At 63.4% G+C, this 26,366-nt stretch carries 24 protein-coding genes and 2 pseudogenes; 12 read left to right on the forward strand and 14 right to left on the reverse strand.

From position 1 onward, the window contains the following. Nucleotides 1-50: 50 nt before the first annotated feature. From NKJ89_RS07635 to NKJ89_RS35720, 4 genes and pseudogenes are all read right to left on the reverse strand, one after another. Nucleotides 51-536 carry a DUF2267 domain-containing protein gene (locus NKJ89_RS07635; protein WP_352601255.1) on the reverse strand — a complete coding sequence of 162 codons (486 nt, stop codon included), beginning with the start codon at nt 534-536 and terminating at the stop codon, nt 51-53. 204 nt (nt 537-740) lie between these two features. Next, nucleotides 741-1,034 (reverse strand): CBS domain-containing protein, encoded by a 294-nt coding sequence (locus NKJ89_RS07640; protein ID WP_352601509.1) that lies wholly within the window; start codon nt 1,032-1,034, stop codon nt 741-743. Nucleotides 1,035-1,040: 6 nt separating this feature from the next. Then, nucleotides 1,041-1,316 (reverse strand): annotated as a pseudogene (locus NKJ89_RS07645) (hypothetical protein); the annotation flags it as partial. A gap of 175 nt (nt 1,317-1,491) precedes the next feature. Further along, nucleotides 1,492-1,830 carry a hypothetical protein gene (locus tag NKJ89_RS35720; protein WP_502904105.1) on the reverse strand — a complete coding sequence of 113 codons (339 nt, stop codon included), beginning with the start codon at nt 1,828-1,830 and terminating at the stop codon, nt 1,492-1,494. A 223-nt stretch (nt 1,831-2,053) separates the two neighbouring features. Here NKJ89_RS35720 and NKJ89_RS07655 point away from each other — a divergent pair, with 223 nt between their 5' ends. After that, entirely contained in the window at nt 2,054-2,731 is a 678-nt protein-coding gene (locus tag NKJ89_RS07655) for a dienelactone hydrolase family protein (RefSeq protein WP_352601257.1), read from the forward strand. Between the two features lie 128 nt (nt 2,732-2,859). Beyond that, the gene (locus tag NKJ89_RS07660) at nt 2,860-3,360 is read left to right on the forward strand and encodes a DUF6496 domain-containing protein (protein ID WP_352601259.1); all 501 of its coding nucleotides are present in this window, start codon (nt 2,860-2,862) and stop codon (nt 3,358-3,360) included. Here the strand turns inward: NKJ89_RS07660 and NKJ89_RS35725 are convergent. The 3 genes and pseudogenes from NKJ89_RS35725 to NKJ89_RS07675 form a co-directional block, all read right to left on the reverse strand. Then, nucleotides 3,305-3,606, reverse strand: a pseudogene (locus tag NKJ89_RS35725) (nucleotidyl transferase AbiEii/AbiGii toxin family protein); the annotation flags it as partial. The gene NKJ89_RS07660 and the pseudogene NKJ89_RS35725 sit on opposite strands and share 56 nt — an antisense overlap. Nucleotides 3,607-3,666: 60 nt before the next feature. After that, nucleotides 3,667-3,891 (reverse strand): hypothetical protein, encoded by a 225-nt coding sequence (locus tag NKJ89_RS07670; RefSeq protein WP_352601261.1) that lies wholly within the window; start codon nt 3,889-3,891, stop codon nt 3,667-3,669. Nucleotides 3,892-4,195: 304 nt separating this feature from the next. Beyond that, nucleotides 4,196-4,531 carry a DUF982 domain-containing protein gene (locus NKJ89_RS07675; protein ID WP_352601263.1) on the reverse strand — a complete coding sequence of 112 codons (336 nt, stop codon included), beginning with the start codon at nt 4,529-4,531 and terminating at the stop codon, nt 4,196-4,198. 294 nt (nt 4,532-4,825) lie between these two features. Here NKJ89_RS07675 and NKJ89_RS07680 point away from each other — a divergent pair, with 294 nt between their 5' ends. Further along, on the forward strand, nt 4,826-5,266 hold the full coding sequence (locus tag NKJ89_RS07680; protein WP_023758000.1) for a hypothetical protein: 441 nt from the start codon (nt 4,826-4,828) through the stop codon (nt 5,264-5,266). 143 nt (nt 5,267-5,409) lie between these two features. Further along, nucleotides 5,410-6,549 (forward strand): DUF4432 family protein, encoded by a 1,140-nt coding sequence (locus tag NKJ89_RS07685; protein WP_352601265.1) that lies wholly within the window; start codon nt 5,410-5,412, stop codon nt 6,547-6,549. 141 nt (nt 6,550-6,690) lie between these two features. On the opposite strand, the gene fhuB is transcribed toward NKJ89_RS07685, so the two are convergent. Next, nucleotides 6,691-8,739 carry a Fe(3+)-hydroxamate ABC transporter permease FhuB gene (gene fhuB / locus NKJ89_RS07690; RefSeq protein WP_352601267.1) on the reverse strand — a complete coding sequence of 683 codons (2,049 nt, stop codon included), beginning with the start codon at nt 8,737-8,739 and terminating at the stop codon, nt 6,691-6,693. Then, nucleotides 8,732-9,607, reverse strand: a complete 876-nt coding sequence (locus NKJ89_RS07695; protein ID WP_352601269.1) for an ABC transporter substrate-binding protein — start codon at nt 9,605-9,607, stop codon at nt 8,732-8,734. Before NKJ89_RS07695 ends, fhuB begins: the two co-directional genes overlap by 8 nt. Nucleotides 9,608-10,087: 480 nt before the next feature. On the opposite strand from NKJ89_RS07695, the gene NKJ89_RS07700 reads away from it, so the two are divergent. After that, nucleotides 10,088-10,435: a hypothetical protein gene (locus NKJ89_RS07700; protein ID WP_032907080.1), complete on the forward strand. Its 348-nt coding sequence runs from the start codon at nt 10,088-10,090 to the stop codon at nt 10,433-10,435. 90 nt (nt 10,436-10,525) lie between these two features. On the opposite strand, the gene ggt is transcribed toward NKJ89_RS07700, so the two are convergent. The 3 genes from ggt to NKJ89_RS07715 form a co-directional block, all read right to left on the reverse strand. Continuing rightward, complete coding sequence (gene ggt, locus NKJ89_RS07705; RefSeq protein ID WP_352601271.1) at nt 10,526-12,265, reverse strand: gamma-glutamyltransferase; 1,740 nt, start codon at nt 12,263-12,265, stop codon at nt 10,526-10,528. A 118-nt stretch (nt 12,266-12,383) separates the two neighbouring features. Next, the gene (gene rhaI / locus NKJ89_RS07710; RefSeq protein ID WP_352601273.1) at nt 12,384-13,676 is read right to left on the reverse strand and encodes an L-rhamnose catabolism isomerase; all 1,293 of its coding nucleotides are present in this window, start codon (nt 13,674-13,676) and stop codon (nt 12,384-12,386) included. A 90-nt stretch (nt 13,677-13,766) separates the two neighbouring features. Further along, nucleotides 13,767-15,869: a bifunctional rhamnulose-1-phosphate aldolase/short-chain dehydrogenase gene (locus tag NKJ89_RS07715; RefSeq protein ID WP_352601275.1), complete on the reverse strand. Its 2,103-nt coding sequence runs from the start codon at nt 15,867-15,869 to the stop codon at nt 13,767-13,769. 185 nt (nt 15,870-16,054) lie between these two features. On the opposite strand from NKJ89_RS07715, the gene NKJ89_RS07720 reads away from it, so the two are divergent. The 7 genes from NKJ89_RS07720 (at nt 16,055) to NKJ89_RS07750 (ending at nt 23,193) form a co-directional block, all read left to right on the forward strand. Further along, entirely contained in the window at nt 16,055-16,858 is an 804-nt protein-coding gene (locus tag NKJ89_RS07720; RefSeq protein WP_352601277.1) for a DeoR/GlpR family DNA-binding transcription regulator, read from the forward strand. A gap of 55 nt (nt 16,859-16,913) precedes the next feature. After that, on the forward strand, nt 16,914-17,909 hold the full coding sequence (rhaS, locus tag NKJ89_RS07725) for a rhamnose ABC transporter substrate-binding protein (RefSeq protein ID WP_023758010.1): 996 nt from the start codon (nt 16,914-16,916) through the stop codon (nt 17,907-17,909). A gap of 86 nt (nt 17,910-17,995) precedes the next feature. Further along, a complete protein-coding gene (locus NKJ89_RS07730) occupies nt 17,996-19,537 on the forward strand; it encodes a sugar ABC transporter ATP-binding protein (protein ID WP_352601279.1) in 1,542 nt (513 codons plus the stop codon). Further along, on the forward strand, nt 19,534-20,511 hold the full coding sequence (locus NKJ89_RS07735; protein ID WP_352601281.1) for an ABC transporter permease: 978 nt from the start codon (nt 19,534-19,536) through the stop codon (nt 20,509-20,511). The genes NKJ89_RS07730 and NKJ89_RS07735 overlap by 4 nt, the downstream gene beginning before the upstream one ends. Further along, nucleotides 20,508-21,503, forward strand: a complete 996-nt coding sequence (locus tag NKJ89_RS07740; protein WP_352601283.1) for an ABC transporter permease — start codon at nt 20,508-20,510, stop codon at nt 21,501-21,503. The genes NKJ89_RS07735 and NKJ89_RS07740 overlap by 4 nt, the downstream gene beginning before the upstream one ends. After that, nucleotides 21,503-21,820 carry an L-rhamnose mutarotase gene (gene rhaM / locus NKJ89_RS07745; protein WP_352601285.1) on the forward strand — a complete coding sequence of 106 codons (318 nt, stop codon included), beginning with the start codon at nt 21,503-21,505 and terminating at the stop codon, nt 21,818-21,820. Before NKJ89_RS07740 ends, rhaM begins: the two co-directional genes overlap by 1 nt. Beyond that, nucleotides 21,817-23,193 (forward strand): FGGY-family carbohydrate kinase, encoded by a 1,377-nt coding sequence (locus tag NKJ89_RS07750; RefSeq protein WP_352601287.1) that lies wholly within the window; start codon nt 21,817-21,819, stop codon nt 23,191-23,193. Before rhaM ends, NKJ89_RS07750 begins: the two co-directional genes overlap by 4 nt. On the opposite strand, the gene NKJ89_RS07755 is transcribed toward NKJ89_RS07750, so the two are convergent. Beyond that, nucleotides 23,194-25,020, reverse strand: coding sequence for an alanine racemase (locus NKJ89_RS07755; protein ID WP_352601289.1), 1,827 nt, complete (start codon nt 25,018-25,020; stop codon nt 23,194-23,196). A gap of 1 nt (nt 25,021) precedes the next feature. Then, a complete protein-coding gene (locus NKJ89_RS07760; RefSeq protein ID WP_352601291.1) occupies nt 25,022-26,272 on the reverse strand; it encodes a D-amino acid dehydrogenase in 1,251 nt (416 codons plus the stop codon). Nucleotides 26,273-26,366: the final 94 nt, after the last annotated feature.

A 26,366-nucleotide genomic window follows, 5' to 3' on the forward strand; every position in this document is an offset into this window, starting at 1 on the left:
GAACGCCGGGCTGACAAGGGTGAGTGGCATTTGCTATTCTCCCAAGTTTGCTATTTTCCCAGGGAGGATTGCGACCGAGAAGGCCGCGTCGGCACCGTTGGCGCCGCTTGCTGAGCTTCGGCGACGTGTCTGATCTCCCCTGGCAGGGAGTCCCAGACCTTGTGCATCTGTCCTTCTCCGACATGATGGGCAAGCACCTTGGACACAACCCTGAATGCATCCTTGGAATCGACCGGACGGGTGAATTCCAGCTCCGCCTCGATTTTGGCGAGAAACTCGTCGAGCGACCGCATCTTCTCGGGAGCTTTGGACGGCTGATATTGGTCGTAGAAGGCGCCGCGCACCAGAATCGGAAGCTGCGAGCCGAGGTGGGCTGCAAGATCCGGCTGCATCCGGTCCCGCAGCGCGTGCAGTACCGCGCCGAGAACATGCCAGGCGATTTGCCGATCCGGCCCGATCTCGTCCATGATCTCGTCGAGCCAGATATTCGTCGTCTGCAGTGTCTTGTCGAATACGTCGAGTCCGGTGGCACTCATCGAAATGCTCCTTCCAATCAAATCCGATCACGGCTGTTGTGACCAAACAGCCGTGTCTGCCTGTTGTTCCCGGTGCGCGTTCCCCAGTCGGCATTCAGTGTTGTCGGCGGCTCCGTCTTGACCGGATTCGAGCTGGCCTTCGTCTCGACGACAAGAGCAAGACCGGCAATCGGGGAAATCGAAGTGGAGCAGCCGGACAGTCGTCTAGCGCCGGGGATCGTCCGTCGCCTCGGAAACGCCTTCGAGGGCGATCTTGGCGGCTTCCTCGTCGGTGCGACCGAGGTCGGCCAGGGCAATGACGCCGACGAGGCGCTTATCGTGGTTGATCACCGGAAGGCGGCGCACCTGATGCCTGGCCATGATCTTCGCCGCATCACTGATGTCGGCATCGTCGAAGCACCAATAGACATGCTCGGACATGACCTCGCGAACAGTGGTATTGCCGGCTGAGCGCTCCTCGGCGACGCCGCGCATCACGATGTCGCGGTCCGTCACCATGCCGACCAGCCTGTCATTCTCGCCGACAGGAAGGGCTCCGAGATTGTCGCCCGCATTTTCCGGGCGGCATCCCTGATTGTCGTGTTCGGGCCGACCAGTTCGGTCCGATGACTCATGATCTCCTGAACTTGCATGGGATATTCCTCTCTCTGATTGCCGAGGCAACAAGTCGCCAAAACGCGGCCGTTGCTGGGGATCGCGAGGTTGCCGGGTGGTCGGACGAGGCTCGTACAGATCACTATCTGCAGTGTTCTCGATCCGCGCTAATGCGCGTGATGGCACCTCGCGATCGAAACTATTCTTGGAACGTCCAAGCAGCGAGCGAGTTCCAAAAGAGTGCCGGCGCCGCAGGCTTGTTCACGGGAGTAGCCGCAGGCTAGCCGTTGAGGCCCAAGGCTCAAGCAGGTTGGGGAAGACATACTCTGGGAAACAGATGCACGCGGATCGAAAATCATGGCTATCGTCTTTTCAGATCGCCGCGAGGGCCGGGAACGCCGAGCTTGCGCACGACGAGGACGTCGAGCGGTGCCTTGAGTGCCTGCGCGACCTCGTAGCCAACCGGCACGCCGCCTCGGGGCAGCGCGCCAACACGATCACGTCGTCGCGCCCGGCAAAGCGAACGAGCTCTTCGGCTAGTTGCCGCCCGGCCGCCGACAATTTCGTCGTTCAGGACCCGTACGCCGGAGGGCGCGATTGCCCCCATGGCCAGTTCCTCGTGGCCGGTCTCGCGATCCCGCCAGATGTCATCGACGCGGTCGCCGCAAAGGAGGAAAAAGAGCTTCTGCGCCGCGAGCACCTTTATAGGGGCGGGCGGCCCCCGCCGCGGTTGAGCTCCTTGGTGTCGGCCGGTGGTACGTGGATTTCTCACAGACGAGCGATCAAGAGGTCCGCGCGCTCCTCGCCAAATCCGTGCCCAAGCCTGCCGCTTCCAAAGAGGTCTCGCTATCCGAAGAGGCATCGGCTGGGCACGCGGCCGCCGGCTCGGCGCGCGGCAAAAGATCAACGTAGCGGAGGTGGGTATGGACGGGGTTTCAGTCAGCGAGCAGGTCGTGCGCGTTCCCGCGGATCGCGTCAAGCTTGAAGGCAATCTGTCGATGCCCCCGGATGCTCGCGGCCTTGTGCTCTTCGCCCATGGCAGCGGAAGCAGCCGCCACAGCCCGCGCAACCGCTACGTGGCCGGACGGCTGAACGAGGCGAGCCTCGCCACGTTCCTCGTCGACCTGTTGACGGCCGAAGAGGAGCGGATCGACCAAGTCACTGCCGAGTTGCGCTTCGATATCGGACTGCTCGCCGACCGGCTGATCGGCGTCACGGACTGGCTCGGCGCCTCGCCGAACACGTCGCTCCTGCCGCTTGGCTATTTCGGCGCAAGTACGGGCGCCGGTGCCGCCCTGGTAGCGGCGGCCGAGCGGCCCGACCAGGCCGCGGCCGTGGTTTCGCGTGGTGGCCGGCCCGATCTTGCAGCGCTCGCCCTGCCGCAAGTCCGGGCGCCGACCTTGCTCGTCGTCGGAGGCGCGGACACGCAGGTGATCGCGCTCAACCGCTCGGCGCTGTCGGCGCTCCACTGCGAAAAGGAACTCGCCATCGTCCCTGGCGCGACGCATCTGTTCGAAGAGCCAGGCGCCCTGGACGAAGTCGCGGACCTCGCGAGCCGTTGGTTCTCGCGCCATCTGAGTTCGGAGAGATCGACATCCTGATTGCCGCGCCTTGGATCACCCGGCCCGGGATCATTTGCGTCCTCAACGCGTTAGGACCTCATGTAGGACAGAGACAGCGAGCACTGCCACCCGAATGGCTGTCGCAACCCTTATGTGGGAGAAAGACAATGCCGGATAAGAAAACCATCGAGAAGGCCCAAAAGGACAAACGTGAGGGCAAGTCGCCGAGCACCCAGGCCGGCGAATTCGTGCACGAGGAGATTGACAAAATCCGCCAGGGCGAACACGGCGCGCGATCGACCCAGCAGGCCATCGCCATCGGACTTTCCGAGGCAAGACGCGCAGGCGTAGACCTGCCCCCGCCCAAAAAGGGCAAGGTGAAGGAGAGCACGCGCAAGAGCGCCGAATACGCCTACGAGGCCGGCCAGGGCGAACGCAGGCCGAAACGCCGCCCGCAGGTCTCGAAAGCCGTCTCCAAGGTGCTGGAGCACGAGCCGAAGAGCACGGCGTCGCACGAGGCGCTCTCGCAGCAGGCCAAGCGTGCGGCCTCGCGCCGGACGGCTGAGGAGCGCTCGGCCGCCGCGAAGAAGGCCGCCGAAACGAAAGGCGCTCGCGGAAGGAAGCAGGCAGCGCAGAAGGCCGCCAGAACGCGGGCACACCACGCATAGCGGATAACGCGTCGGCAAGGATCGGCTGAACAGTCCCAGCCACCCAGTCCGGCTAATGCTTGCGCACCTCACTCGACCAGCGCTTCACCTCGTCTTCGGCAAGGCCTCGCCATCGCCCACCAGTTCGGGCGCGGTCGTCCGGATGTCATGGGCGAGACCGACGTCCTCCGAAAACCGCAGGATGACGATATTAGCGTTCGAGAGCGAGGTGGCTCGCTTGAAGACGAGATGTTCGTCGAGAGGAGAGCCATTCGAGTTGACGCAAAGCCCGCCCGGGCATGCCCAGGCGGGCTAACAGCATGCTTGTCAGCTCTTGCAGGCGGCCAAAACCCTCAGAGCCTTGTCTGCACTCGAATAGCTCGAGTACATTTTCTTGCCGATGGCCGTCATCTTTACTCCGTCGGGCTTCGAAGAGACCACCGTGCATGTCTTCGTGCTCGTGTCCTTGGCGACCCAATAGTGAGTCGCAGCAATTGCGGGAGCACCCAACAAGCCCATCAGTGTGGCGGCGATTACAAGGGTTCGTTTCATAGCTTCCTCCATTTTTCGTCTTTCAACAGCAGGCGCCTGCGCCAAAGATCGAGTAGCGGACGACACGACCGGACGGGTGAGTCCGGGCGGCGAATGAACGATGATTAGGAAGCTTTGTTCCCGCCGAAATTTCTTGCCGGCCCGCAAACTATATCCGCCAGGAGTATGACCTTGCCCGGAATTTCCCGAGCTAAGGATTTCCTCGTAACCGGAGCGAGAGTTGGAAGGGACACCCTACACACCGCGCGCGCCATCGCCTTGCCGCACCGTCGGAATGGCACGCCGTCGACGGCGTCATTGCCGTTCACTGAGTATCCCGTCGGGTCGCAGGGAGTATCGCGTCGGGTCGCAGGCCTTCGTTTATTCGGACCGAGCGGGAGTTGCCGCGAGAGTGCGCTTCCGCAGCGATGACCCCTGCACTCCTTGCCGCTTTCAGCAAGGCCTTTTGCGCGTCGCGCGCGCTGCGCCAGCCGTCCAGCGCGTCGCGACAGGCGCGCGCGGCTGCGCGCCAGTTGCGTCCGCGCGCCCATTCGGGCCACTGTTGGTCCAGGCACTCCAACGCCTCGAAGCTGCTTGCGACCTTGCGCGATGCGGTGCGGAACTTAAGGAATACGGGTTCCGGAAAGCGAACGTCGTTCATCACTTCCTCCATCTTTTTCGACGTCTTTTGCGAGCAAGCAATCGGTGCGCCATCGCGGCACGCCGTTCGAGATGGTGATGGTCTGCGCAACGTCAAGTGCACAGCCGGGCCGTCCGCATCCAGGTGCGCAAGGAGGCACGAGAGCCTTTTTCAATGGCTTGGTTTCAAGGGATTTGGTGACGGCAGTAGTGACGGCGAAATCACTTTGCTCACATCAGGCTGCTGGCGGATTTGATTTGCTTGGTGATCCCCCAACCTTAGGGCAAACTGCCTGCCGGGGCGCTAGGAGGAGAAATGAGAGCACGCGCAGCAACGCTTGGGGATCTGGAGGATGTGTTTCACGGCCTCTCCAAGCGGATGTCGGATGAATACGTGGCGGCCGGCAAGGACAGCAAGATCGCCTACGACAATCTGATGATGAATTTGAAAGAAGGCCGTGCTCACGCACTCGTCGAGGGCGACAAGGCCGTGGCGATCATCGCCTGGCATGAGAACAGCGACGCCGCCGATACGCTGTTTGCAGCGCAGGAGGATTTCTTCCGTGCCGCGACCGTTCGCTTCTGCAAGCGGCATATCAGGCACATCCAGGCGCTCGCCGGCAACCTCCCCATCCACTCGCGCAGCTGGCTCCAGGGACCTGACGTCGCCAGATGGTTTCATATCATCGGCTATGTCGAGCGTGGCCAGGAGAGCGGTGCCACTCTGTACGAGCTGCCCCCGGCCTCAGCCAAATAGAAATCGGCGCTTGTTGCAAAGCGCAGCGAGCGATAGAGCCGACGAAGCGCTCTCCCGGGGCGCCGAGACGCTCCGCCATCAGCCGTCCTGGTTGAGCCTGACGCGCTGCCGTTGATTTCCAGAGGTTTCCTGCGACTATCGGCATGCGCCTGCGACAGATCGAGGTCGAAACAATGTATCCCGAGTACTCCGATGACGTTTTCGTCGATCTCGTGCCCGAGCTGTTCGGCCCGTCGGAAACAATCGTGGCCCGCTATCGGGGACTTCTCGCCACCGCCTTTCGCTATCGATCCGGTGTTGCCGGTCTTCGGATCAGCAACGCAAAGGGCGAAATCGTCATGCTGCCCTTCCAGGGACAGCAGATTTGGGACGCAACGTTCCTCAACCGCTCCCTGACCATGCGCTCGATGTTCGACGAGCCCGTCGTGACCCGGGACTACCTCTCGAACTACGGCGCGTTCTTCATTCACTGCGGCGTCACCGCGATGGGCAATCCTGGCCCGGATGACCGCCACCCGCTTCACGGCGACCTGCCAAATGCGCCCTATGGGCATGTGCAACTGGTCGCCGGCAGCAATTCCGAAGGGCCCTTCATGGCCTTGACCGGGCACTGCCGACAGACCGTCGCCTTTAGCCACGACTATGTGATGAAGCCTACCGTGCGGCTGCAGCGCGACGCCACAAGCGTGGCTGTCGACATTGCCATCGAGAACCTGAAACGCTCGCCCATGGAGCTGATGTACCTGGCGCACATCAACTTCAGGCCGGCCGATGGCGGGCGCCTGATCGACACCGTCGCCGATGATCACGCCGACATTGTCGTGCGCCAAGTGCTTCCACCCTTTTTTGAACCGAGCGAAAGCTATCTTGCCTATCGCGACGCCGTCGTAGCCGACCCTTCGCGGCATCGCATATTGACCAAGGGCGAGCCGATCGATCCCGAACTCGTGCTGACGATGAAGGCGAAGGCAGACGCCGAGGGCTGGGCGCACGCCCTGCAGGTCCATCCGGACCGGACGGCGGATTTCGTCAGCTTTCGCCCCGACGAGCTCAATTATGCCGTGCGCTGGATCACGCGTGGTGCTGATCAGGACGCGCTTGGCCTCGTGCTGCCGGCGACCGCCGAACCCGACGGCTATCTTGCGGCGAAGGAAAGAGGTCGCCTGGTTCGCGTCGCGCTGGGGGAAACATTCCGCTGCGCCCTGCGCTTTGGCGCTATGAACGCGGAGGAGGCCACGCAACGAGAACAGGTCATTGAAGCGTTGAGGGGTAACGGCCGGTAGCTGGGGCCCCTCACCGCCGATTGACGGTGACCGTCAGGATCGACATGTGGTTCTCGCAGGCATGCACCTCGAAGCTGGGGTGCACGCAGGGAAAAGCATCAAGATGCTTCGCCATCGTCCGCTCGAATTCGTCTGTGCGTCTCACCTTCGCAGCAGCCACATCAGCATCGGGCCGCCGATCAGCGTGGCGACGAGGCCGGCGGGGATCTGGCGCGGGAAGATGGCTGTGCGACCGATCCAGTCGGCGACGACCATGATCAGCGCGCCGGCGAGCACCGCACCAATGGCCTGCGGCAGCGCCCGGGAAAGGCCAAGGCGACGGGCAAGGTGCGGCGCCATCAGGCCGATGAAGGTCAGCGGGCCAACGATCAGCGTCGAGGCGGCGGTGAGCGCCGCGACCATCAGCAGCACAAGAAGCCGCGTCCTCTTCAGGTTGATGCCAAGGCCTTGCGCGGCAGCGGAGCCAAGCGGCAGGATGTCGAGCCAGCGTATGAAGAGAGGCGCGAGCGCGAAGAGGCAGACGGCGATGCCACCGGTCAGCAGGGCGGCGCCAATATCGACGCCATAGGTCGAACCAGTGAGCCAGTTGAGCAGCAGCATTGCGCGAGGATCGCCGGTGGCGGTGAGCACAAGGATCAGCGCATCGAACAAGGCCGTCAGTGCAATGCCAGCAAGCAGCAACCGCTCCGGCGCATAGGCGGCACGGCGGCCGATCGACAGCGTCACCAGAAGAGCGCTGAAGGCGCCGATGGTTGCCGCCGCCGTCTGAACCGGGCGTCCGGCATCGGAGAGCGCAAACAGCGCCACCATCATGCCAAGCGCGGCACCGGCGCTGATGCCCAGCACTTCGGGGCTGGCCATCGGGTTGCCGGTCAGCCGCTGCATCATAAGCCCGGCGAGCGCCAGCATCGCGCCGGCGCTCAGGGCGGCAAGCACGCGATGCCACCGCCACGACAGCAGAGGCTGCAGCTCATCGCCGAAAGCGAAGGTCCAGCCATGCGGCCCCGGGCCATAGAGCAAAGCCAGGCCCAGCAGCAAAAACAGAGCCAAGCCGATCGCCGCAAGCATGAGTCCGGGCCGGCTTGCGCGTGGCAGGCGCGCGGCCGTCAAGGCCGGGGGTTCCAAGCCAGGGGCAAGTCGCGGCAGCAGCCAAAGCAGCAGCGGCGCGCCGAGAAGTGCTGTGATCGCCCCGGTCGGCAGCAGGTCGCCTTGCGGTCCGGTGGCGATCTGCACGGCTTGGTCGGCGGCCCACAGCAACGCGCCGCCGATAAGCGGCGCCATCACCAGCTGCTGGCCCAGCCGTCGTGCGCCGCCGATGCGCGCAAGGGTGGCTGCGGCCAGGCCGACGAAGCCGATGACGCCGACAGCGGCAACGACGAAGGCGATCAGCGCGACGGCGGCTGCCAGTCCGGCGAAGCGATAGGCGCCGAGCGGCACGCCAAGGCTGCGCGCGCCTTCATCGTCGAGGCCAAGCAAGGTCAGCGGCCGCGCCATGAGGAAGATCGCCAGCGCAACAGTGCCGATGCGTGGCAAAAGCCACAGCGTCGTCGACCAGTCCTGCTGGCCGAGCGAACCGGCGCCCCAGATGAACAGGCTGGCAAGCCATTCATGCCGCAGCACAATGAGAGCGGCACCGATGGCGCCGGCATAGAGGCTGATCACAAGCCCCGCCAGCACGACCGAAAGCGGCGACAGGCCCTTGTGCCAGGACAGAGCGAAGACGGCGGCCAGCGCCGTGAAGGCGCCAGCCAGCGCCACCCATTCGCGGCCGAACGCAAGCAGGGACGGTGACAGAAGCGTCGCCAGTGCCAGCGCCAGATAGGCGCCGGCCGAGACGCCGACCGTTTCGGGCGAGGCGAGCGGATTGCGTAGAACCTGTTGCAGGACCGTTCCAGAAAGCCCGAGTGCGGCGCCGCACAAAAGGCTGACCGCAAGCCTGGGCAGGAAAGCGTAGTGGACGAGCACCTGCCGCATGTCGGCGATAACGGGGGCGGCGAGCGATTGGAGCCAGAGCGCCGATGGCAGCTGCACCGTGAGGTTTGAGACGGTTGCCGCTACCCCCGCCGCGACCAGCATGGCGCAAAGCAGGATCGCGCCTACCGGCTGGTTGCCGAGAAAGCCCCCTGGCAAGGCTCGGCCGGCCGACGCAGGCTTTCCCTCTTGAACGATGGTCGCAGCACCGTCAGCCATGAGCAGCTTCCGCGGTCATTGCCGACGCCAGGACCCGGGCAAAACGGGTCGCGGACGGAAGCGCGCCGAACATCAGCACGGCGGGAAGACGCATGATCGAGCGGTTGCGCACGAAAGGCATGGCGTTCCAGACCGGACTTTCGGTCAGCGTGCCGCCGGCGCCCTCGGGCAAGGGTTCGAGATAGGCCAGGCGTGCGTCGCTGGTTGTCGCCAAACCGTCGATGCCGACGGTCGAAAACCCCCAATAATTGGTCTCGCCCGTCCAGGCGTTGCTGAGCCCGATGCGGTCGAACACCTCCTGAAACAGGCTTTTTGCGCCAAAGACACGCACATTGCGCGGGTCCATGAAGCTGACGACATAGATCGGCTGCGCCGAAAGCGGCGCCAGCTGCTGGCGAACTTCTGAAAAATAAGCATCCGTTGCTGCGATCAGCGCTTCGCCTTCGCTTTCCTTGCCGACAAGCCTGGCGAGTTGGCGCGTCGCCTCGACGGCGCGCCGATAGGGCTGCCCGGCTTCGGTATAGAGCCCGATCGTCGTCACCGGCGCCACGCGTTCGAGCAGCGGCTTGATGCCGTCGAGATACGGCATGGCCAGGATGATGTCGGGCCTGAGTTGCTGCAGCAATTCGAGATTGGGTTCGAGCAGCGTGCCGACATCGGCGATATCGGCCGGCAGCGGCGGCTCGACGACCCAGGTCTCCCACACTTGACGGTCGGCAATGGCAACCGGCGTCACACCCAGCGTGAGCAAGGTCTCGGCCAGCCCGTCATCCAGGCAGACGATGCGTGGCCGGCGGGGTTCGGCCGTCGCCGACGCCATGCCCGCGAACGGCAGCGTGAAAAGCCCCAGTGCCCGGCGCCGGGTCATTCGACACGGACGATCGGACGTGGCTCTCGGCTGGAGCTCTCGGTCTCTCTGCACTGCGGCGCGCCTGCTTTTCGATCTGGACTCCCGATTGAATATGAAACATGAGATTAATCGTCAACATTTACGCGCTCCGACAGGTCTGCTTTTTTGCCCGACCGAATGTCAGGCGCAACCCGTCCGCCGGCCGCAGGCGATTCGGCCTGCGGGAGCCCCGTGCGCATCACGCGAAAATCGCAGTCCGCGAAACGCAATCCGCCTGCCGAATCATTTTTCCTCCACGACTGCATCCCATGATAGAGGGACGGCAATCGCCGGGTCCCGGATAGCCAGAGACCCGAAGACGGTCAGGGCGCGAATCAAAAAGGCGGCTGTGAGCCCCCGGCCAAATGACGTCAAAAGACCGGTCGAACGCATCAAGGCAGTGCGATCGGGTTGCGCTCGGCAAGGCTTGATGATTTGTTGCCGCTATACGGAGAACGAATGATGCGAGAGCCTGTCGGTCAAGACGAGTATGGGTCGACCAACCCCTTCGATCCGGACGACCTGCCGACGTTGAACGCGATCGGTCCGAGCATGGGAAGCGGCAACGATTTCGAGAAATACGCCGTTGCCGTGATCATCGTGTTCGGCGCGCTGATCATTGGCGGATTGATGGCCGCATCGATGGTCTTCGGGCACCGCAACGGCTTCCTCTTCGCGCTTGGCGGCGCCACGTCCGCCTGGATATCCGGCAACGCGCTGCTGCTCGACCGACCGCGCATCTACGCGCTGTTCGTCGGCATTGCCGCCGTGATGCTGATTGCCTCCACCATCACGCTGGTCTTGTGACGACCATCGCTTCTATGCGCCAATCCGCTTGAGCAGCGGGCCCAGCCCGAATCGCCACGCTGCTCCAAGCCCACTCCAGCCTTGCCAAGCTCAGTATCCGAGCGCCTCGCCAGAGGCCGCGCGGCTGTCGATGGCGCCGTTATAGCGCGCGCCGCCGCCCTTCTCGATTTCCGCCAGACTTTTGCCGCCGACCAGGATGCCCGCCGCCTGGCCCCAGGTCTGGTCACCGAGATCGAGGTGATAACCCATGCCGGCCAGCAGCTTTTCGGTATCCGGCGACAGACCGAACGGCTCGATATAGACCTTATCGGGCAGCCACTGGTGATGGATACGCGGCGCGTCGATCGCCTCCTGGATGTTCATGCCGTGGTCGATGACATTGACGATGGCTTCCAGTGTGATGGTGATGATGCGCGAGCCGCCGGGGCTGCCTATGACCATGAACGGCTTGCCGTCCTTGGCCACCACGGTTGGGCTCATCGACGATAGCGGCGTCTTCTTGGGCTGGATGGCATTGGCCTCGCCCTGAACCAGACCATAGAGGTTGGGCACGCCAGGCTTCTGGGTGAAATCGTCCATCTCGTTGTTGAGCAGGATGCCGGTGCCATCGGCGACGACGCCGGCGCCGAAGGAGCCGTTCAACGTGTAGGTGACCGCGACCGCGTTGCCGTCACTGTCGATGATCGAATAATGGGTTGTCTCCTTGCTCTCGCCAAAACCCTTCGGCATCAGGTCCTGCGACACGCCGGCCCGGAACGGGTCGATCTTGTCGCGGATATCCTTGGCGTAGGCCTTATCAAGCAGTTTCGTGACCGGGTTGTCGACGAAACTGGGATCGCCTAGCGCCGAATTGCGGTCGACATATGCGTAGCGCATCGCCTCCACCATGACATGGACCGTCTCGGCCGAGCCTGCACCGAGATAGGACAGCGGATAGCCTTCCAGCACGTTGAGGATTTCGCAGATGATGACGCCGCCTGAGCTTGGCGGCGGCGAGGAGGTGATCTCGTAGCCGCGATAGGAGCAGGTCACGGGCTTCAGTTCGCGGACCGCATATTGTTCGAAATCCGGCTTGGCCAGGATGCCGCCCTTGGCGCCACTCGCCTTGACGATGGCGTCTGCGATAGCGCCTTTATAGAAGGCATCAGGACCTTTTTCGGAAATGGCGGCGAGCGAGGCCGCAAGATCAGGCTGGATCAGCCTCTCGCCGATGCCATAGGGCTTGCCGCCGGGTTTCAGGAAAATGGCGGCGGCGGCGGGGTCCTTCGCCAGCCTGTCGGCGCTGCCGGCAAAAGAGACGGCGTCGCCCTGATTGAGGATGAAGCCATCCTTGGCAAAGCTGATTGCCGGCGCCATCAGATCCTGGCGGGACAATTTGCCGTATTTTTCGCGTGCCATCTCGAAACCAGCCACCGAGCCCGGCACGCCGACGGCGAGATAGCCGTCGAGGCTGGCACCCTTCACCGGGTTGCCGTCCTTGTCGAGATACATGGTCTTGGTCGCCGACAGCGGCGCCCGCTCGCGGAAATCGAGGAAGGTCGATTTGCCATCCTTGAAGCGGATGGTCATGAAGCCGCCGCCGCCGATATTGCCGGCATTGGGGTAGACGACGGCGAGTGCATAGCCGACGGCAACCGCCGCATCGACAGCATTGCCGCCCTTCTTCAAGACTTCGATGCCGACTTCGGAGGCCAGATGCTGGGCCGTCACCACCATGCCGTGCTCGCCTTTGGCCGGCGCCGGCGAGGCAGCAAAAGTCAACTGTAGTGGCGCAATCGCAAAGGCGACGGAGAGACTAACGGCGATCAGGGTTCGACGGTTGAGAGGCATGGCGGTTCTCCGGGCGGGGGGTGCGCCTAGAAGAGCCTCTCGGATCAATCGAGTCCATTCACAAAACGGTCCCTCACGAAGCAAACCGGTGAGGGGCAATATCGGCTGGGAGTTCGCCTCAGACAATGCCGCCCGAACCGCCGGCGACCGCCGGGCGTTCCGCGGCGACCTTGGCGCGGTAGCCCGCCGCCCGATAGGCCGCAACCGGGTCGATGGCGCCGCCGGTCTTCAATCGCGCCATGGCCAGGATCGGCTCGACATCGGTGCGGTAAGCGACTTTCAACGTCTGCGTCGCCATCAGCGCGTCGTTGCCGTCCTGGTACCCTTCGAGCGCCTTGCGGTCGACCAGCAGCGCCTGCGCATAGGCGCGCTGCACCTCGACCGCCGACAGCATCAGGCTTTCGATCGGGTCGGTGACATTGTGGCTTTGGTCAAGCATATGCGCGGGATCAAAACCCTCGGCGCCCGAAAGCTCGGCATCGACCAGTTCATTGAAGACAAGGAACAGCCGGTAGGGATCGATCGAACCGGCGTCGAGATCGTCGTCGCCATATTTCGAATCGTTGAAATGGAAGCCGCCGAGTTTTTTAAACTGGATCAGCCGCGAGACGATCATCTCGATGTTGACGTTGGGGGCGTGGTGGCCGAGATCGACCAGGCAGAACGCCTTGTCGCCCAGTTCCCTAGCGATGATGTAGTTGGTGCCCCAATCCTGCACGACGGTGGAATAGAAGGCCGGCTCGTACATCTTATGTTCGCTGAACAGCCTCCAGTCAGCGGGCAGCCCAGCATAGATCTCCTTCATGGCGTCTAGATGGCGCTCGAATGCCTTGGCGAAATTCACCTGGCCGGGAAAGTTCGAACCGTCGCCGATCCACACCGTCAGCGCCTTCGAACCCAGCGTCTTGCCGATCTCGATGCATTCGAGATTGTGCTCGACCGCTTGCCGGCGCGTCCCGGCATCGGCATGCGAGAGCGAGCCGAATTTGTAGGAGAGTTTCTGGTCCTTCGCATCCGAGAAAGTGTTGGAGTTCATGGCGTCGAAGCCGAGGCCAAAGCGCGAGGCTGCCTGCTTCAGCCGGTTCGGATCGGCCTTGTCCCACGGAATGTGCAGCGATACGGTCGGCGTCGCCTGAGTCAACTGCTTGATCACGGCGCAGTCCTCGATCTTGTCGAAGATGTCGCGGGGTTCACCGACGCCGGGAAAGCGGGCAAAGCGGGTGCCGCCGGTGCCGACGCCCCAGGACGGAATCGCCACCGCGAATTTCTCGACCTTGTCGCGGATGGCATCGATGGCGATGCCGCGACGGTCGAGGCGTTCGCCGAGCGAGGCGTAGTCGCGCTCGAGGTTGGCTTTGCGCGCGGCGTTGTCTTTGCCGACGACGTCGGCGGAGATGATGGTTTCGGACACTGCTATTCCTCCCAAAATGCTTTCGGCCGGCGCTGCCCGTCATCCGCCTGCCGGAAGCGCTTCGGCGTCGGCGGCGCCGCCTTCAGATCATTAGCGCGTAAAACTCTGCGCGTTGCCCGCGTCGACATTGATGATGTTGCCGGTCGACTTGGCCGACATGTCGGAGGCGAAGAAATAGATCGCTTCGGCGATGTCTTCCGGGAAGACCGAGCGCTTCAGCATCGAACGCGAGCGATAGTGCTCCTCCAGATCGTCGGTCGACATCTTATAGGCGGCGGCGCGCTGTTCCTTCCATTCGCCGCTCCAGATCTTCGAGCCGCGCAGCACCGCGTCCGGGTTGACGACATTGACCCTGATCTGGGCTTCCGCTCCCTCCAGTGCGAGGCAGCGAGCGAGATGGATCTCGGCGGCCTTGGCGGTGCAGTAGGCGGCGGCGTTGGGCGAGGCGGCGAGTCCGTTCTTGGAGGCGACGAAGACGACGTTGCCGCCGATGTTCTGCACGCGGAACAGCCGGAACGCCTCCCTGGAGACCAGGAAATAACCGGTCGACAGGATATCCATGTTCTTGTTCCACAGCTCCAGCGCCGTCTCCTCGATCGGCGCCGAGGAGGCGAGGCCCGCGTTCGACACCAGAATGTCGATGCCGCCGAACTCGACCGCCATCTCGGCAAAGCCGGAGATAACCTGCTCCTCCGAGGTGACGTTGATCGGCACCGGCCGGACGAAATCCTTGCCATAGGCTTTGGACAATTCGTCATTGGCGCTGGCGAGCGCTGTCTCGTCGATGTCGGCCAGCACGACGCAGGCGCCTTCGCGCAGCAGCCGGTTGGCGGTCGCGCGACCGATGCCGCCGGCGCCACCGGTGACCAGCGCGATCTGGCCGGCAAGCGCCTTCGGCTTCGGCATGCGCTGCAGCTTCAGATCCTCGAGCAGCCAGTACTCGATGTCGAAGGCTTCCTGCGCGGGTAGGCCGACATAGGACGAGACGGTCGAGGCGCCGCGCATGACGTTGATGGCGTTGACATAGAATTCGCCCGAGATGCGAGCCGTCGCCTTATCGCCGGCGAAAGTGAACATGCCGACGCCGGGCATCAGATAGACAACGGCGTTGGGATCGCGGATGGCGGGCGAGTCGGCGTGCTTGCAGCTGTCGTAATAGGCCTGATAGCCAACACGATAGGCCGCGACGTCGTCGGCGAGGCGCGCGATGACGGCATCGACATCGGGCTTTGCCGGATCGAACTCGATGACCAGCGGACGGATCTTGGTGCGCAAGAAGTGGTCAGGGCACGACGTACCGAGCGCCGCCAGCGGTCGCAGATTCCTGGAGTTGACGAATTCGAGAACGGCGGGCGAATCGTCGAAATGACCTGTTTTGTGGCTCTTTTCCGAGATCAGGCCGCGGATTTTCGGCATCAGTTTCGCGGCAATGGCGCGGCGTGAAGTGGAATCGAGCGACTTGACTGCTTCGCCGCCGAAGATGGCGACGCCTTCGGAGCGGCGCTCGAACCATTCGATCGCCTGATTGATCACCGAGATCGTCGTCTCATAGCATTCCCGAGGAGTGTCGCCCCAGGTGAACAGGCCGTGGCTTTCCAGGATGACGCCCTTGGCCGCGGGATGTTCGAGGCAGAATTTCTCCAGCCACAGGCCGAGTTCGAAGCCGGGACGCTTCCACGGCAGCCAGCCGATGGCGTCGCCGAAGATCTCCCCGGTCAGCGCCTTGGAATCCTTGGCCGCGGCAATGGCGATGATGGCGTCCGGATGCATGTGATCGACAAAAGGCTTCGGCACATAGGCATGCAGCGGCGTGTCGATCGAGGCGGCGCGCGGATTAAGGTTGAAGGTGCAGTGCGGAAGGAAGCCGACCATTTCGTCTTCGTGCTCAACGCCGCGATAGAGGCCTTTGAGCGCGCGCAGCTTGTCCATGTAGAGGGTGGCAAAGCCGTCAAGCTTGATCGAGGCGCTGTCGCCGCCCGAGCCCTTGACCCAAAGCACCTCGACATCCTCGCCGGTGAGCGGGTCTTTCTGCCATATCTTCGAGGAGGTGTTGCCGCCGCCATAATTGGTGACGCGCTTGTCGGAGCCAAGCGTGTTCGAGCGATAGACCAGAAGTTCCGGCTCGCTCATCGCTTGAGCCTTGGCCTCGTCCCACAGATTGGCGAGCCGCGTGCCGGTGCGCTTGTCGAGCATATGCAATCCTCCCGAAGGCACGCAAACGGTGCGGCCAATTTTTCCCGAATTTCCACGGAAGCAGCCGACTTGTCAATCACAAACGATCAAGGCCGATCATATTGCACTGCACAATGAAATTATATGATCGGAAATGATTGACACTGCGCGTTTTGGGTGCCTAGATGCCGAGGCAGGGAGGAACCATGCACGAAAAAGAGCGCCACAGGATCATTCTGTCCGCCGTCCAGGAAAAACCTGTGGTGACGGTTCAGGAGATGGTCGACCTGACGGAGTCCTCCGAGGCGACGATCCGGCGTGACATCGCGGCACTCCATGTCCAGAAGCGCCTGCGCCGTGTGCGTGGCGGCGCTGAAGCAATCTCGCCGCCGCAGTTCATTGGGCTGGCCGGCCGGCCCTTTTCCGTCAATGAAACGATCAACGCCTCGCAGAAGCGGGCAATCGCGAGTGAAGCGGTCGAGCTGTGCAAGGACGGTGAGCCGATCATCATCAATGGCGGCACCACCACCTTCCAGATGGTGCATTTCCTGACCGGCCGCCGCATGCCGATCTTCACAAATTCGTTCCCGATCGCAGAGCACCTGCTCAAGCACTCCAAGAATACGGTGATGCTGTCTGGAGGTACCATTTATCGCGAGCAGAACATCATCCTGTCGCCCTTCGACAATGACGTGACGCGCAATTTCTATGCGCGCCGCATGTTCATGGGCGCGCAAGGGCTTGGGCCGCTCGGTTTGATGGAGGGCGACCCGCTGCTGATCCAGGCGGAGCAGAAACTGATCGACCAGGCCGACGAACTGGTGGTGCTGGTCGATTCCTCGAAATTCCGCAAACGCTCCAGCCTGATCCTGTGCGGCCTTTCGCGCATCGCCACCGTCATCACCGATGACGGCATCGAGGATCGCGAAGCCAAGATGTTAGAGACCGCCGGCGTGACGCTGATCGTCGCCCGCAAGTCGGCAAAGGAAGAATCTTCGCTGCAGGCCTGAGACACTCTCACGCCAGCAGCGGCGATGGAATGCAACGCTCAAGGGAGGATATTCGATGAGCTTCTTGAAGAAATTGATGGTGACCGCGGCTTTTTCAGCCGCCATGTTCGTGAATGCAGCCTATGCCGAGAACGTCAAGATCGCGCTGGTGGTGAAGTCGCTCGGCAACGGGTTCTTCGATGCCGCCAACAAGGGCGCCGAAGAGGCGGCCAAGGAACTTGGCGACGTCGACATCATCTACACCGGCCCGACCAAGGCGACCGCCGAAGCGCAGATCGAAGTGGTCAATTCGCTGATCGCCCAGAAGGTCAACGCCATCGCCATTTCGGCCAATGACGCCGACGCGCTGGTGCCGGTGCTGAAGAAGGCGATGGAACGCGGCATCACCGTCATCTCCTGGGATTCGGGCGTCGCCAAGGAAGGCCGCCAGCTTCACCTCAACCCGTCCGACACCGGACTGATCGGCGAGACCATCATCAAGCTTGCCGCCGATTACCTGCCGGAAGGCGGCGAAGTCGCCATCCTGTCGGCCTCCTCGACCGCCACCAACCAGAACGCCTGGATCGATGCGGCCAAGAAAATCCTGCCGGAGAAGTTCCCCAAGATCAAACTCGTCGCCACCGTCTATGGCGATGACGATTCGGCCAAGAGCACGGACGAGGCCAAGGGCCTGTTGAAGTCCTATCCGAATCTCAAGGCGATCATTGCGCCGACCACCGTCGGCGTCGTCGCCGCCGCCCAGGTCGTCACCGATGCTAACCTGATCGGGAAGGTCAATGTCACCGGTCTGGCGCTGCCGTCCGAGTTCAAGAAGTTCATCGACAACGGCGCCAGCCAGGCGGTTGCGCTGTGGAACCCGATCGACCTCGGCTATTCGGCCGTCTACCTCGCCCATGATCTGGCGGTGAAGAAGGAAGAGGCGAAGCCTGGTGCCACGCTGTCGATCGGCCGCGTCGGCAAGGTCACGCTCGACGACACCAACTCGGCTGCGATGGCTCCGCCCTTCCAGTTCGACAAGTCGAACATCGAGAAGTTCTCCAAGATCTATTGATCCTGGGCGCTCTTCAAACGGGCGGGGGGGCACCTCACACCCCCCCGCGACTTCAAACGGACCTTGTTTCAGGGCTTGATACGACTATGGACGCGACAGCCCAACACAGCGCGGCAACCGAGCGGCCTCCGGCCTTGGCTCCACGCCTGACGCTGTCCGGCATCTCCAAGAGCTTTCCCGGCGTGCGCGCGCTGCACAATGTCAGCCTGTCGCTCTATCCGGGGCAGGTGACCGCATTGATCGGTGAGAACGGTGCCGGCAAGTCGACCCTGGTCAAGATCATGACCGGCATCTACCAGCCCGACACGGGCACAATCAGCATCGACGGCCAAGCCGTCACCCTGCCCAGCGCGCACGCGGCTTTCGGACACGGCGTCACCGCCATCCACCAGGAAACCGTGCTGTTCGACGATTTGACGGTTGCCGAGAACATCTTTCTCGGTCACGCCCCGCGCACGCGTTTCGGCACCATCGACTGGCGCACGATGCGCAAGAATGCCCGCGAAGTGCTCGACACCATGCATGCGGGTCATATCCACGCCGACGCCCGGCTGAAGGATCTCGGCATCGCCAACAAGCATTTGGTCGCCGTGGCCCGGGCCATGTCGATCGACGCTCAGATCGTCATCATGGACGAGCCGACCGCCGCCCTTTCGATGAAGGAGATCGAGGAGCTCTTTTTGCTGATCGAGTTCCTCAAGAGCGAAGGCAAGGCGATCCTGTTCATCAGCCACAAGTTCGACGAGATCTACCGCATAGCCGACCGCTACACGGTGTTCCGCGATGGCGAGATGGTCGGCGAAGGCCTGATCAGGGATGCGGGCCAAAGCCAGATCGTGCGCCTGATGGTCGGCCGCGCTGTCGACCATATCTTTCCGCAGCGCAAGGCTGAGATCGGCGCGCCGGTGCTTTCCGTTTCCGGCCTGTCGCATCCGACCGAGTTCAACGATATCAGTTTCGAACTGCACAAGGGCGAAATCCTCGGCTTCTACGGCCTTGTCGGCGCTGGTCGCAGCGAGGTGATGCAGGCGATATCGGGCATCACGCGCACCTCAGCCGGCACGATCACGCTCGAAGGCAAGGCGATCGCGCCGAAATCGGCGGCGGATTCGATCGAAGCCGGCATCGTCTACGTGCCGGAAGAGCGCGGCAAGCAGGGCGTGGTGATCGGCCTGCCGATCTTCCAGAACGTCTCGCTGCCTTCGCTCAAGCGCACCTCCAGATCCGGCCTGCTGCGGCTGTCGGAAGAATTCGCGCTCGCCCGCTCCTTTACCGAGCGGCTCGACCTGCGCGCCTCCTCGCTCAGCCAGGATGTCGGCACGCTGTCGGGCGGCAACCAGCAAAAGATCGTCATCGCCAAATGGCTGGCGACGGCTCCCAAGGTGATCATCCTGGACGAGCCGACCAAGGGCATCGACATCGGCTCCAAGGCCGCCGTGCACGGCTTCATGGCCGAGTTGGTGGCGCAGGGCCTGTCGGTGATCATGGTGTCGTCGGAACTGCCGGAAATCCTTGGCATGTCCGACCGCATCGTGGTCATGCGCGAGGGTCTCGTTGCTGCTGTCTTCGACAACAAGGGCCTGGACGCCGAGACGCTGGTCAGGACGGCAGCAGGGATCGCCGCATGAAGGCATTTTTCAAATATCGTGAAATCTGGTTGCTTGCCGCCATCGTCGTGCTGATCGGGCTGATATCGACGCGCTTCCCGGCCTTTGCCGATCCCGGCAATTTGCGCCAGGTGTTCAACGACACCTCGATCCTGATGATCCTGGCGCTTGGCCAGATGGTTGTGATCCTGACCCGGTCGATCGACCTGTCGATGGCGTCCAATCTCTGCTTCACCGGCATGGTGGTGGCAATGCTGAACGCCGCGCATCCGGCAATCCCGATTCCGCTGCTGATTGGCATCGCCCTGGTCGTCGGCCTGGTGCTCGGCGCCATCAACGGCCTGCTGGTCTGGCGGCTGAACATCCCGTCGATCGTGGTGACATTGGGCACGCTGACCATCTATCGCGGCGCCACCTTCGTCCTGTCGGGCGGCGCCTGGGTCAATGCCGACAAGATGAGCCCGGACTTCATCGGCTTCCAGCGGGCGGCATTCCTCGGCATTCCGGTGCTGTCCTGGATCGCCATCCTGGTCATCGTGCTGTTCTTCGTCCTGATGACGCGCACCGCGCTCGGCCGCTCGATCTATGCCATCGGCGTCAACCCGACGGCTTCGGTCTATGCCGGCATCGATGTCGGCCGGACGAAATTCATCGTCTTCTGCATCTCCGGCATGATCGGCGGCCTCTCGGGATATCTCTGGATCTCCCGCTATGTGATTGCCTCGGTCGAGGTCGCCAACGGCTATGAACTCAACATCATCGCCGCCTGCGTCATCGGCGGCATCTCGATCGCCGGCGGCATCGGCTCGGTCGGCGGCGCAGTTCTCGGTGCGCTGTTCCTCGGCATCATCTCCAACGCACTGCCGGTCATAAACATCTCGCCCTTCTGGCAGATGGCGATCTCGGGCAGCGCCATCATTCTGGCCGTCGTGCTCAACGCGCGCGGCGAACGCCGGCAGGGCCGCATCATCCTGAGAAAGGTGGAGGCGGCATGACCGACATCCCTGCCCCGCGCCACATTCCCGACCGGCTCGACAAGCCGCTGCGTTCGGCGATCTTTTCCTGGGAAGCGCTGCTGGTCGTGGTGGCGGTGGCGATCTTCGCCATCAACAGCTTTGCCTCGCCGTATTTCCTCGACCCGTACTCGCTGTCCGATCTCACCTTCAATTTCACCGAGAAGGGTCTGATCGCCTTCGCCATGGCACTGCTGATCATTTCGGGCGAGATCGACCTGTCGGTGGCCGCGATCATCGCGCTGGCGTCGACCATGATGGGCATGGCGGTGCAGGCCGGGGCCGGCATGCCGGTGCTGGTGCTGATCGGCATCGTCGTCGGGCTCGGCTGCGGCGCCTTTAACGGCCTGCTGGTGACAAGGCTCGGCCTGCCCTCCATCGTCGTCACCATCGGCACGATGAGCCTGTTTCGCGGCATCGCCTTCATCATCCTCGGCGACCAGGCTTACAAGGGCTATCCCGATGGCTTCGCGTTCTTCGGCCAGGGCTATGTCTGGCGGGTGGTGTCGTTCGAACTGGTGCTCTTCCTGATCGCGGCCGTCGTTTACTGGTTCCTTCTGCACCGCACGAGTTTCGGCCGTCGTGTCTTTGCCATCGGCAACAACCCGGTCGCAGCACAATTTTCCGGCGTGCGCGTCGGCCGCACCAAGTTCATCCTGTTCTGCCTGACCGGGCTGATGTCGGGCATCGCCTCGGTGCTGATCACCTCGCGGCTCGGTTCGACCCGACCCTCGATCGCGCAGGGCTATGAACTGGAAGTCATCACCATGGTGGTGCTCGGCGGCGTCAGCATTCTCGGCGGCGCCGGCAGCATTCTGGGCGTCGTGCTGGCCGCCTTCATCATGGGGCTGGTGACCTTCGGGCTTGGCCTGCTCAACGTGCCCGGCATCGTCATGTCGATCTTCATCGGCCTGCTCCTGATCATCGTCATCGCTCTGCCGATCGTCTGGCGGCGGCTACGCGGAGGACGTTGATGCCGCAGAAATACGCGTTCAAGATGAAGCTGAAACCCGGCATGAAGGCCGAATACAAGAAGCGCCACGACGAGATCTGGCCGTCGCTGGTCGCACTCCTGAAACAGGCCGGCGTTTCCGATTATTCCATCCATCTCGATGATGAGACCAACATCCTGTTCGGCGTGCTGTGGCGTCGCGACGACCACGGCATGGACGACCTGCGGAAGCATCCGGAGATGCAGCGCTGGTGGGCCCACATGGCCGACATCATGGAGACGAGGCCGGACAACGAACCGGTGGCCGTGCCGCTGGAAACCGTGTTCCACATGGAATGAGCACGATACGCCACATCGCCGTCATCGATATCGGCAAGACCAACGCCAAGTTGGCACTGGTCGACCTCGCGACGCTGAGCGAGGTAGCATTGCGCCGCGTGGCCAATGCGTCGGTGCGGCAGGCGCCCTACCCGCATCATGATGTCGAGGCCTTGTGGACATTCATCCTCGACAGCCTTGCCGGCCTCAACTGCGAACAGCGCATCGACGCCATATCGATCACCACACATGGCGCGACGGGCGCACTGGTCGACGCCGCGGGCGGACTGGTGCTGCCGGTGCTCGACTATGAGTTCGACGGCCCCGACAGCCTGGCAGCGGACTATGACGCGATCCGCCCACCTTTCGCCGAGACCGGCACGCCGCGCCTGCCGCTCGGCCTCAATCTCGGCGCGCAATTCTTCTGGCAGCAGAAAAGCTTCCCGGCGCAATTCGCCAAGGCCGCCGCGATGCTGATGTATCCGCAATATTGGGCCTTGCGCTTGACCGGTGTCGCAGCCAACGAGGTGACGTCGCTCGGCTGCCACACCGACCTTTGGAACCCGTGGACGGCCGATTTTTCGTCATTGGTCGACAGCGTGGAATGGCGCGGCTTGATGGCGCCGGTGAGGCCAGCCAGGGACCGCCTCGGCCCGATCCTGCCCAGTGTCGCGGTGCGAACCGGCCTTGACCCGCAAACGCCGGTCTTCTGCGGCCTGCATGATTCCAACGCCTCGCTGCTGCCGCATCTTCTCTCCGACAAGCCGCCCTTCTCCGTCGTCTCGACCGGCACCTGGGTGGTGTCGATGGCGGTCGGCGGCAAACAGATTGCGCTGGATGCGGCACGCGATACGCTGGTCAATGTCAACGCACTCGGCAATCCCGTTCCCTCGGCGCGCTTCATGGGCGGTCGCGAGTTTTCCGTGCTGACGAAGGACCGGCCGGAGCAGTGGAGCGAAGATGATGTCAGCGCCGTGTTGGCGCGAAAAGTGCTGCTGCTGCCATCGACCCAGCAAGGATCGGGGCCGTTCCCGCATCAGGCCGCGACATGGCTCAACGCCGACGACATGAACAATGGCCAGCGCTTTGCCGCCATCTCGTTCTATCTGGCGCTGATGACGGCGACCTGCCTCGATTTGATCGGTGCCGACGGCCCGACCACTGTCGAAGGCCCCTTTGCCCGCAACCGGCTCTTTGTCGGCATGCTGGCGGCAGCGACGGGGCGCACCGTGGTCGCATCCGAGGCTGCTACCGGCACCAGCATCGGCGCCGCGCTGCTGGCGTCGGGTCCGGTAACAGCGCACGGCAAGGGCGAACGAATAGAACTGCCGACCGACCCGGTCTGGGCCGACTACGTCAGCGCCTGGCGCGCGGCGGTCGAAGCGCAAAGCTGACTACAAAATCCGCTTGCCGAAAGCCGACATGACGAAGTTGACCACGTCGGCGCCGATCCGAGGCTCCAGATCCGCGGTCAGACCGGAAACATCCATCGACAGCAGTCCGCCGGAGAGCGCGATCGCCTCCATCGCCTGATGCGTTTCGCGCACGGTGAGGCCGCCGGAGCCCGCCGCCCAGCCGGCGAATTCGGTTGCCGTCGGCGAATAACTGACGTGAAAACCTTGCGTGCCCGAGGTGGCAATGCGGATCGCTTCGTGCATCAGGTCGCGCATGCCCATGGCGTCGATGTCGGTCATGGTGAAGGCCGACACGCGCGAATCCTTCAGCACCCGCGCTTCGGCCGGATCGGCATGGCGCAAGCCGACGATGACGACATTCTCCGGCGACAGCTGCGGCTGCAGCGCACCGGCCTTGTGGTCGAGACCGAGTGTGCGCGCCAGCACCGAGCCTTCCGGCAGGTCGATGCCGTCCTCTTCCTCGGGCATCAGGGCGGCAATGGAATCGATCCAGATCAGGCCGAAGGAATGCGTCGCGCGCGCCGTTGCGGTCAGCGCCTTGTGAGCGATGCGACGGTCGGCGCCGGCAGTCAGCCGGATCAGTCCCGATGGCGGCCGCTCGACATCGGCCAGTTCCACCACGTCGAAATTCATCGCTTCCAGCCGCGCACCGGTGCCTTCACGGGCCAGGATGCCGGCAGCCCCTTGCTCGGCGGTGATCTGCACCATCTTGCGGCCGGAGAAGTCCTCGACATCGTGCATCGGGGCCTTCTCGACATATTCCGAGGTCATCGCCAGCAGCATGGCGCCATAGCTCATGCGGAAGGCGACGCGGTCGCCAACGGTCAGCGGCGGATCGGCATCGGCAACATCCAGCAACAGGTGGTCGCTGGAGGCGCCGAGCACCCGTATCCCCTTGGCAATCGGCGTCAGGCCCTCGACCAGCACATCCTCGCGGCCGATATTGGCAATGGCGCGCAGCCTGTCGCCCTCGTCGGGGAAGACCGGCTGGTTGCCGAAGGCGTCGAAGCCGGATTGGCCGATCGGCCGTGACGGCTTGAGCTTGACCTCGATGATATCGCTGGTCAGCCGGCAGGCATCAGGTTCGAGTTCGGCCCATGGCATGTCGCGGAAGGTCTCGACGCCGCCTTGCAGGATCGCCTCGCCGACCCGCAGATTGTTGATGCCGGCCGGCAGTCTGCCTTCGAGCAGCAATGGCAGCGACGACGAGGCGCCGCCGGAAATCACGTCGAGGCTTTTGCCGGACAGGCGTTCGGTCTTGTAGGCGTGGGCGACGAGCTGGCCGAGATTTTCCGGCGTCGGCATGATGGCGCCGAAGCAGCCGAGATTGGTGCCGATGCCGGCGATGCGCACCCCTCTGTACTGCAGGATCTGCTCGACCGTCGGGATCAGATCATTCGGCCAGATGCCTTCGCGGAGATCGCCGAGATCGATCATCAGCATGATGTCGTGGACGCGGCCCATGCGCTCGGCGATGCGCGAAATCTCGCGGATGGTGGCGAGTTCCGACTGCAGGCTGATGTCGACGGTGCGCACCACCTCCTCGACACGCGCCATCGGTGGGCTGCGTAGTAGCATGATCGGCGCGTTGATGCCGCTGTCGCGCAGCCGGCGGATGTTTTCGAAGCGGGATTCCGCGATGCCGGCAACGCCACCGCGCAGCATGGCGCGCGCCACTTGCGGCATGCCGCAAGTGCCCTTGGTGACGCCGAAGACCTTGATGCCCGAGAGCGCGCAGCGCTCGACGATAGTGCGCGCATTGCGCTCGATGCGGCCAAGGTCGATGGCGACTTGCGGTCCCGACATCCTAGCCCCCGTAGACCAGCCCTTGCGGGTCGATCTCCGGCTTGCGGCCGGCGACGAGGTCGGCAAGGAATTTTCCCGAGCCGCAGGCCATGGTCCAGCCGACATGGCCGTGGCCGGTGTCGAGATAAAGATTCCCATAGCGCGCCCGGCCGATGACCGGCACCGAGTTCGGCATCATCGGCCGCAGGCCTGCCCACAGCTCCGCCTTCTTCTCGTCGAAGGCACCAGGAAACAGGTCCTTGCCGGTCCTGAACATGGCGGCGAAGTCGCTGGGCTTATGGCTGCGGTCAAAGCCGATGAATTCGGCGGTCGAGGCGAGCCGCAACCGGTTGCCAAGCCTGGAATAGGCGATCAACTGGTCCTCGTCGGCGCCGCCCATGGTCGGCCCCTTGCTCTCGTCTTCCAGCGGAATGGTCGCGGTATAACCCTTCACCGGATAGACAGGCAGGTCGATGCCGTAGCGGCGGCCGAGCAGGCCGCTTTCCGGTCCCATCGAGATGACCACGGCATCCCCGGTGACCGGTCCGGCCGAAGTCATCACCGCACTCACCCGGTCGCCCTCGATGGCGAGGCCCTCGACCGTCGTTCCGCAGAGGAAGTTCACGCCAAGTTTTTCGGCTGAATAGGCCGCGAGTTTTTCCACGAACTGCCGGGAATCGCCGGTCTGGTCGATCGGCGAATAGACGCCGCCGGCGATCTTTTCCTTCACGCCGGCAAGACCGGGTTCAAGCTCGACCAGCCGCTCGCGGCCGACGATCTCGATCGGCAGGCCATGCTCGGCCAGATAGCGATAATTGTCGGTGCCGGTGTCGAGACTGTGCTGCGAGCGGAAGAAGTAAAGGATGCCCTTCTTGCGCTCGTCATAGCGAATTCCGGTATCGGCGCAGATGGCGTTGATGCAATCGCGCGAATAGAGCGCCAGGCGCAACTTGACCCTGCTGTTGGCGCGCAGGCGCTCTTTCGTGCACTGGCGCAGGAAGCGCAGGCTCCAGGCGAGGAAATAGGGATCGAAGCGCAGCCGGACCTTGATGCCGAGATCGTGGTTGTAGAGCGCGCGCAGGAACGTCTTCAACGCCGCCGGCGAGGCCCAGGCGGTGGCATCACCCGGAGACACCAGGCCGGCGTTCGACTGGCTGGTGCCACGCGCTGGCGCCGGATGGCGCTCGATCACGGTGACCTCGTGGCCGTCGCTGGCCAGATAGAAGGCGGCCGCCGTACCGACGACACCGGCCCCGAGCACCGTTATTTTCATGCCATCCCCCCAAAGCGCCTCGCGGCGCGGCGCCTCCATGCCGTGCCGCGAATGCCTTCAATAGCGCTTCACTGCCCGCCTTGCGAGCCCTTGC

The organism is Mesorhizobium sp. M0047, assembly GCF_040323315.1.
Taxonomy (GTDB): domain Bacteria; phylum Pseudomonadota; class Alphaproteobacteria; order Rhizobiales; family Rhizobiaceae; genus Mesorhizobium.

Coding starts and splice junctions, on each gene's coding strand:
- ggt (WP_352601271.1), bottom strand. CDS start 12,265: ATGCCTCTCAACCGTCGAACCCTGATCGCCGTTAGTCTCTCCGTCGCC.
- NKJ89_RS07715 (WP_352601275.1), bottom strand. CDS start 15,869: ATGCTCGACAAGCGCACCGGCACGCGGCTCGCCAATCTGTGGGACGAG.
- NKJ89_RS07680 (WP_023758000.1), top strand. CDS start 4,826: ATGAGAGCACGCGCAGCAACGCTTGGGGATCTGGAGGATGTGTTTCAC.
- NKJ89_RS07675 (WP_352601263.1), bottom strand. CDS start 4,531: ATGAACGACGTTCGCTTTCCGGAACCCGTATTCCTTAAGTTCCGCACC.
- NKJ89_RS07660 (WP_352601259.1), top strand. CDS start 2,860: ATGCCGGATAAGAAAACCATCGAGAAGGCCCAAAAGGACAAACGTGAG.
- NKJ89_RS07700 (WP_032907080.1), top strand. CDS start 10,088: ATGATGCGAGAGCCTGTCGGTCAAGACGAGTATGGGTCGACCAACCCC.
- NKJ89_RS07730 (WP_352601279.1), top strand. CDS start 17,996: ATGGACGCGACAGCCCAACACAGCGCGGCAACCGAGCGGCCTCCGGCC.
- NKJ89_RS07670 (WP_352601261.1), bottom strand. CDS start 3,891: ATGAAACGAACCCTTGTAATCGCCGCCACACTGATGGGCTTGTTGGGT.
- NKJ89_RS07635 (WP_352601255.1), bottom strand. CDS start 536: ATGAGTGCCACCGGACTCGACGTATTCGACAAGACACTGCAGACGACG.
- rhaS (WP_023758010.1), top strand. CDS start 16,914: ATGAGCTTCTTGAAGAAATTGATGGTGACCGCGGCTTTTTCAGCCGCC.
- NKJ89_RS07685 (WP_352601265.1), top strand. CDS start 5,410: ATGCGCCTGCGACAGATCGAGGTCGAAACAATGTATCCCGAGTACTCC.
- NKJ89_RS07695 (WP_352601269.1), bottom strand. CDS start 9,607: ATGACCCGGCGCCGGGCACTGGGGCTTTTCACGCTGCCGTTCGCGGGC.
- NKJ89_RS07640 (WP_352601509.1), bottom strand. CDS start 1,034: ATGGTGACGGACCGCGACATCGTGATGCGCGGCGTCGCCGAGGAGCGC.
- NKJ89_RS07655 (WP_352601257.1), top strand. CDS start 2,054: ATGGACGGGGTTTCAGTCAGCGAGCAGGTCGTGCGCGTTCCCGCGGAT.
- NKJ89_RS07720 (WP_352601277.1), top strand. CDS start 16,055: ATGCACGAAAAAGAGCGCCACAGGATCATTCTGTCCGCCGTCCAGGAA.
- fhuB (WP_352601267.1), bottom strand. CDS start 8,739: ATGGCTGACGGTGCTGCGACCATCGTTCAAGAGGGAAAGCCTGCGTCG.
- NKJ89_RS07740 (WP_352601283.1), top strand. CDS start 20,508: ATGACCGACATCCCTGCCCCGCGCCACATTCCCGACCGGCTCGACAAG.
- NKJ89_RS07760 (WP_352601291.1), bottom strand. CDS start 26,272: ATGAAAATAACGGTGCTCGGGGCCGGTGTCGTCGGTACGGCGGCCGCC.
- NKJ89_RS07755 (WP_352601289.1), bottom strand. CDS start 25,020: ATGTCGGGACCGCAAGTCGCCATCGACCTTGGCCGCATCGAGCGCAAT.
- NKJ89_RS07750 (WP_352601287.1), top strand. CDS start 21,817: ATGAGCACGATACGCCACATCGCCGTCATCGATATCGGCAAGACCAAC.
- NKJ89_RS07735 (WP_352601281.1), top strand. CDS start 19,534: ATGAAGGCATTTTTCAAATATCGTGAAATCTGGTTGCTTGCCGCCATC.
- rhaM (WP_352601285.1), top strand. CDS start 21,503: ATGCCGCAGAAATACGCGTTCAAGATGAAGCTGAAACCCGGCATGAAG.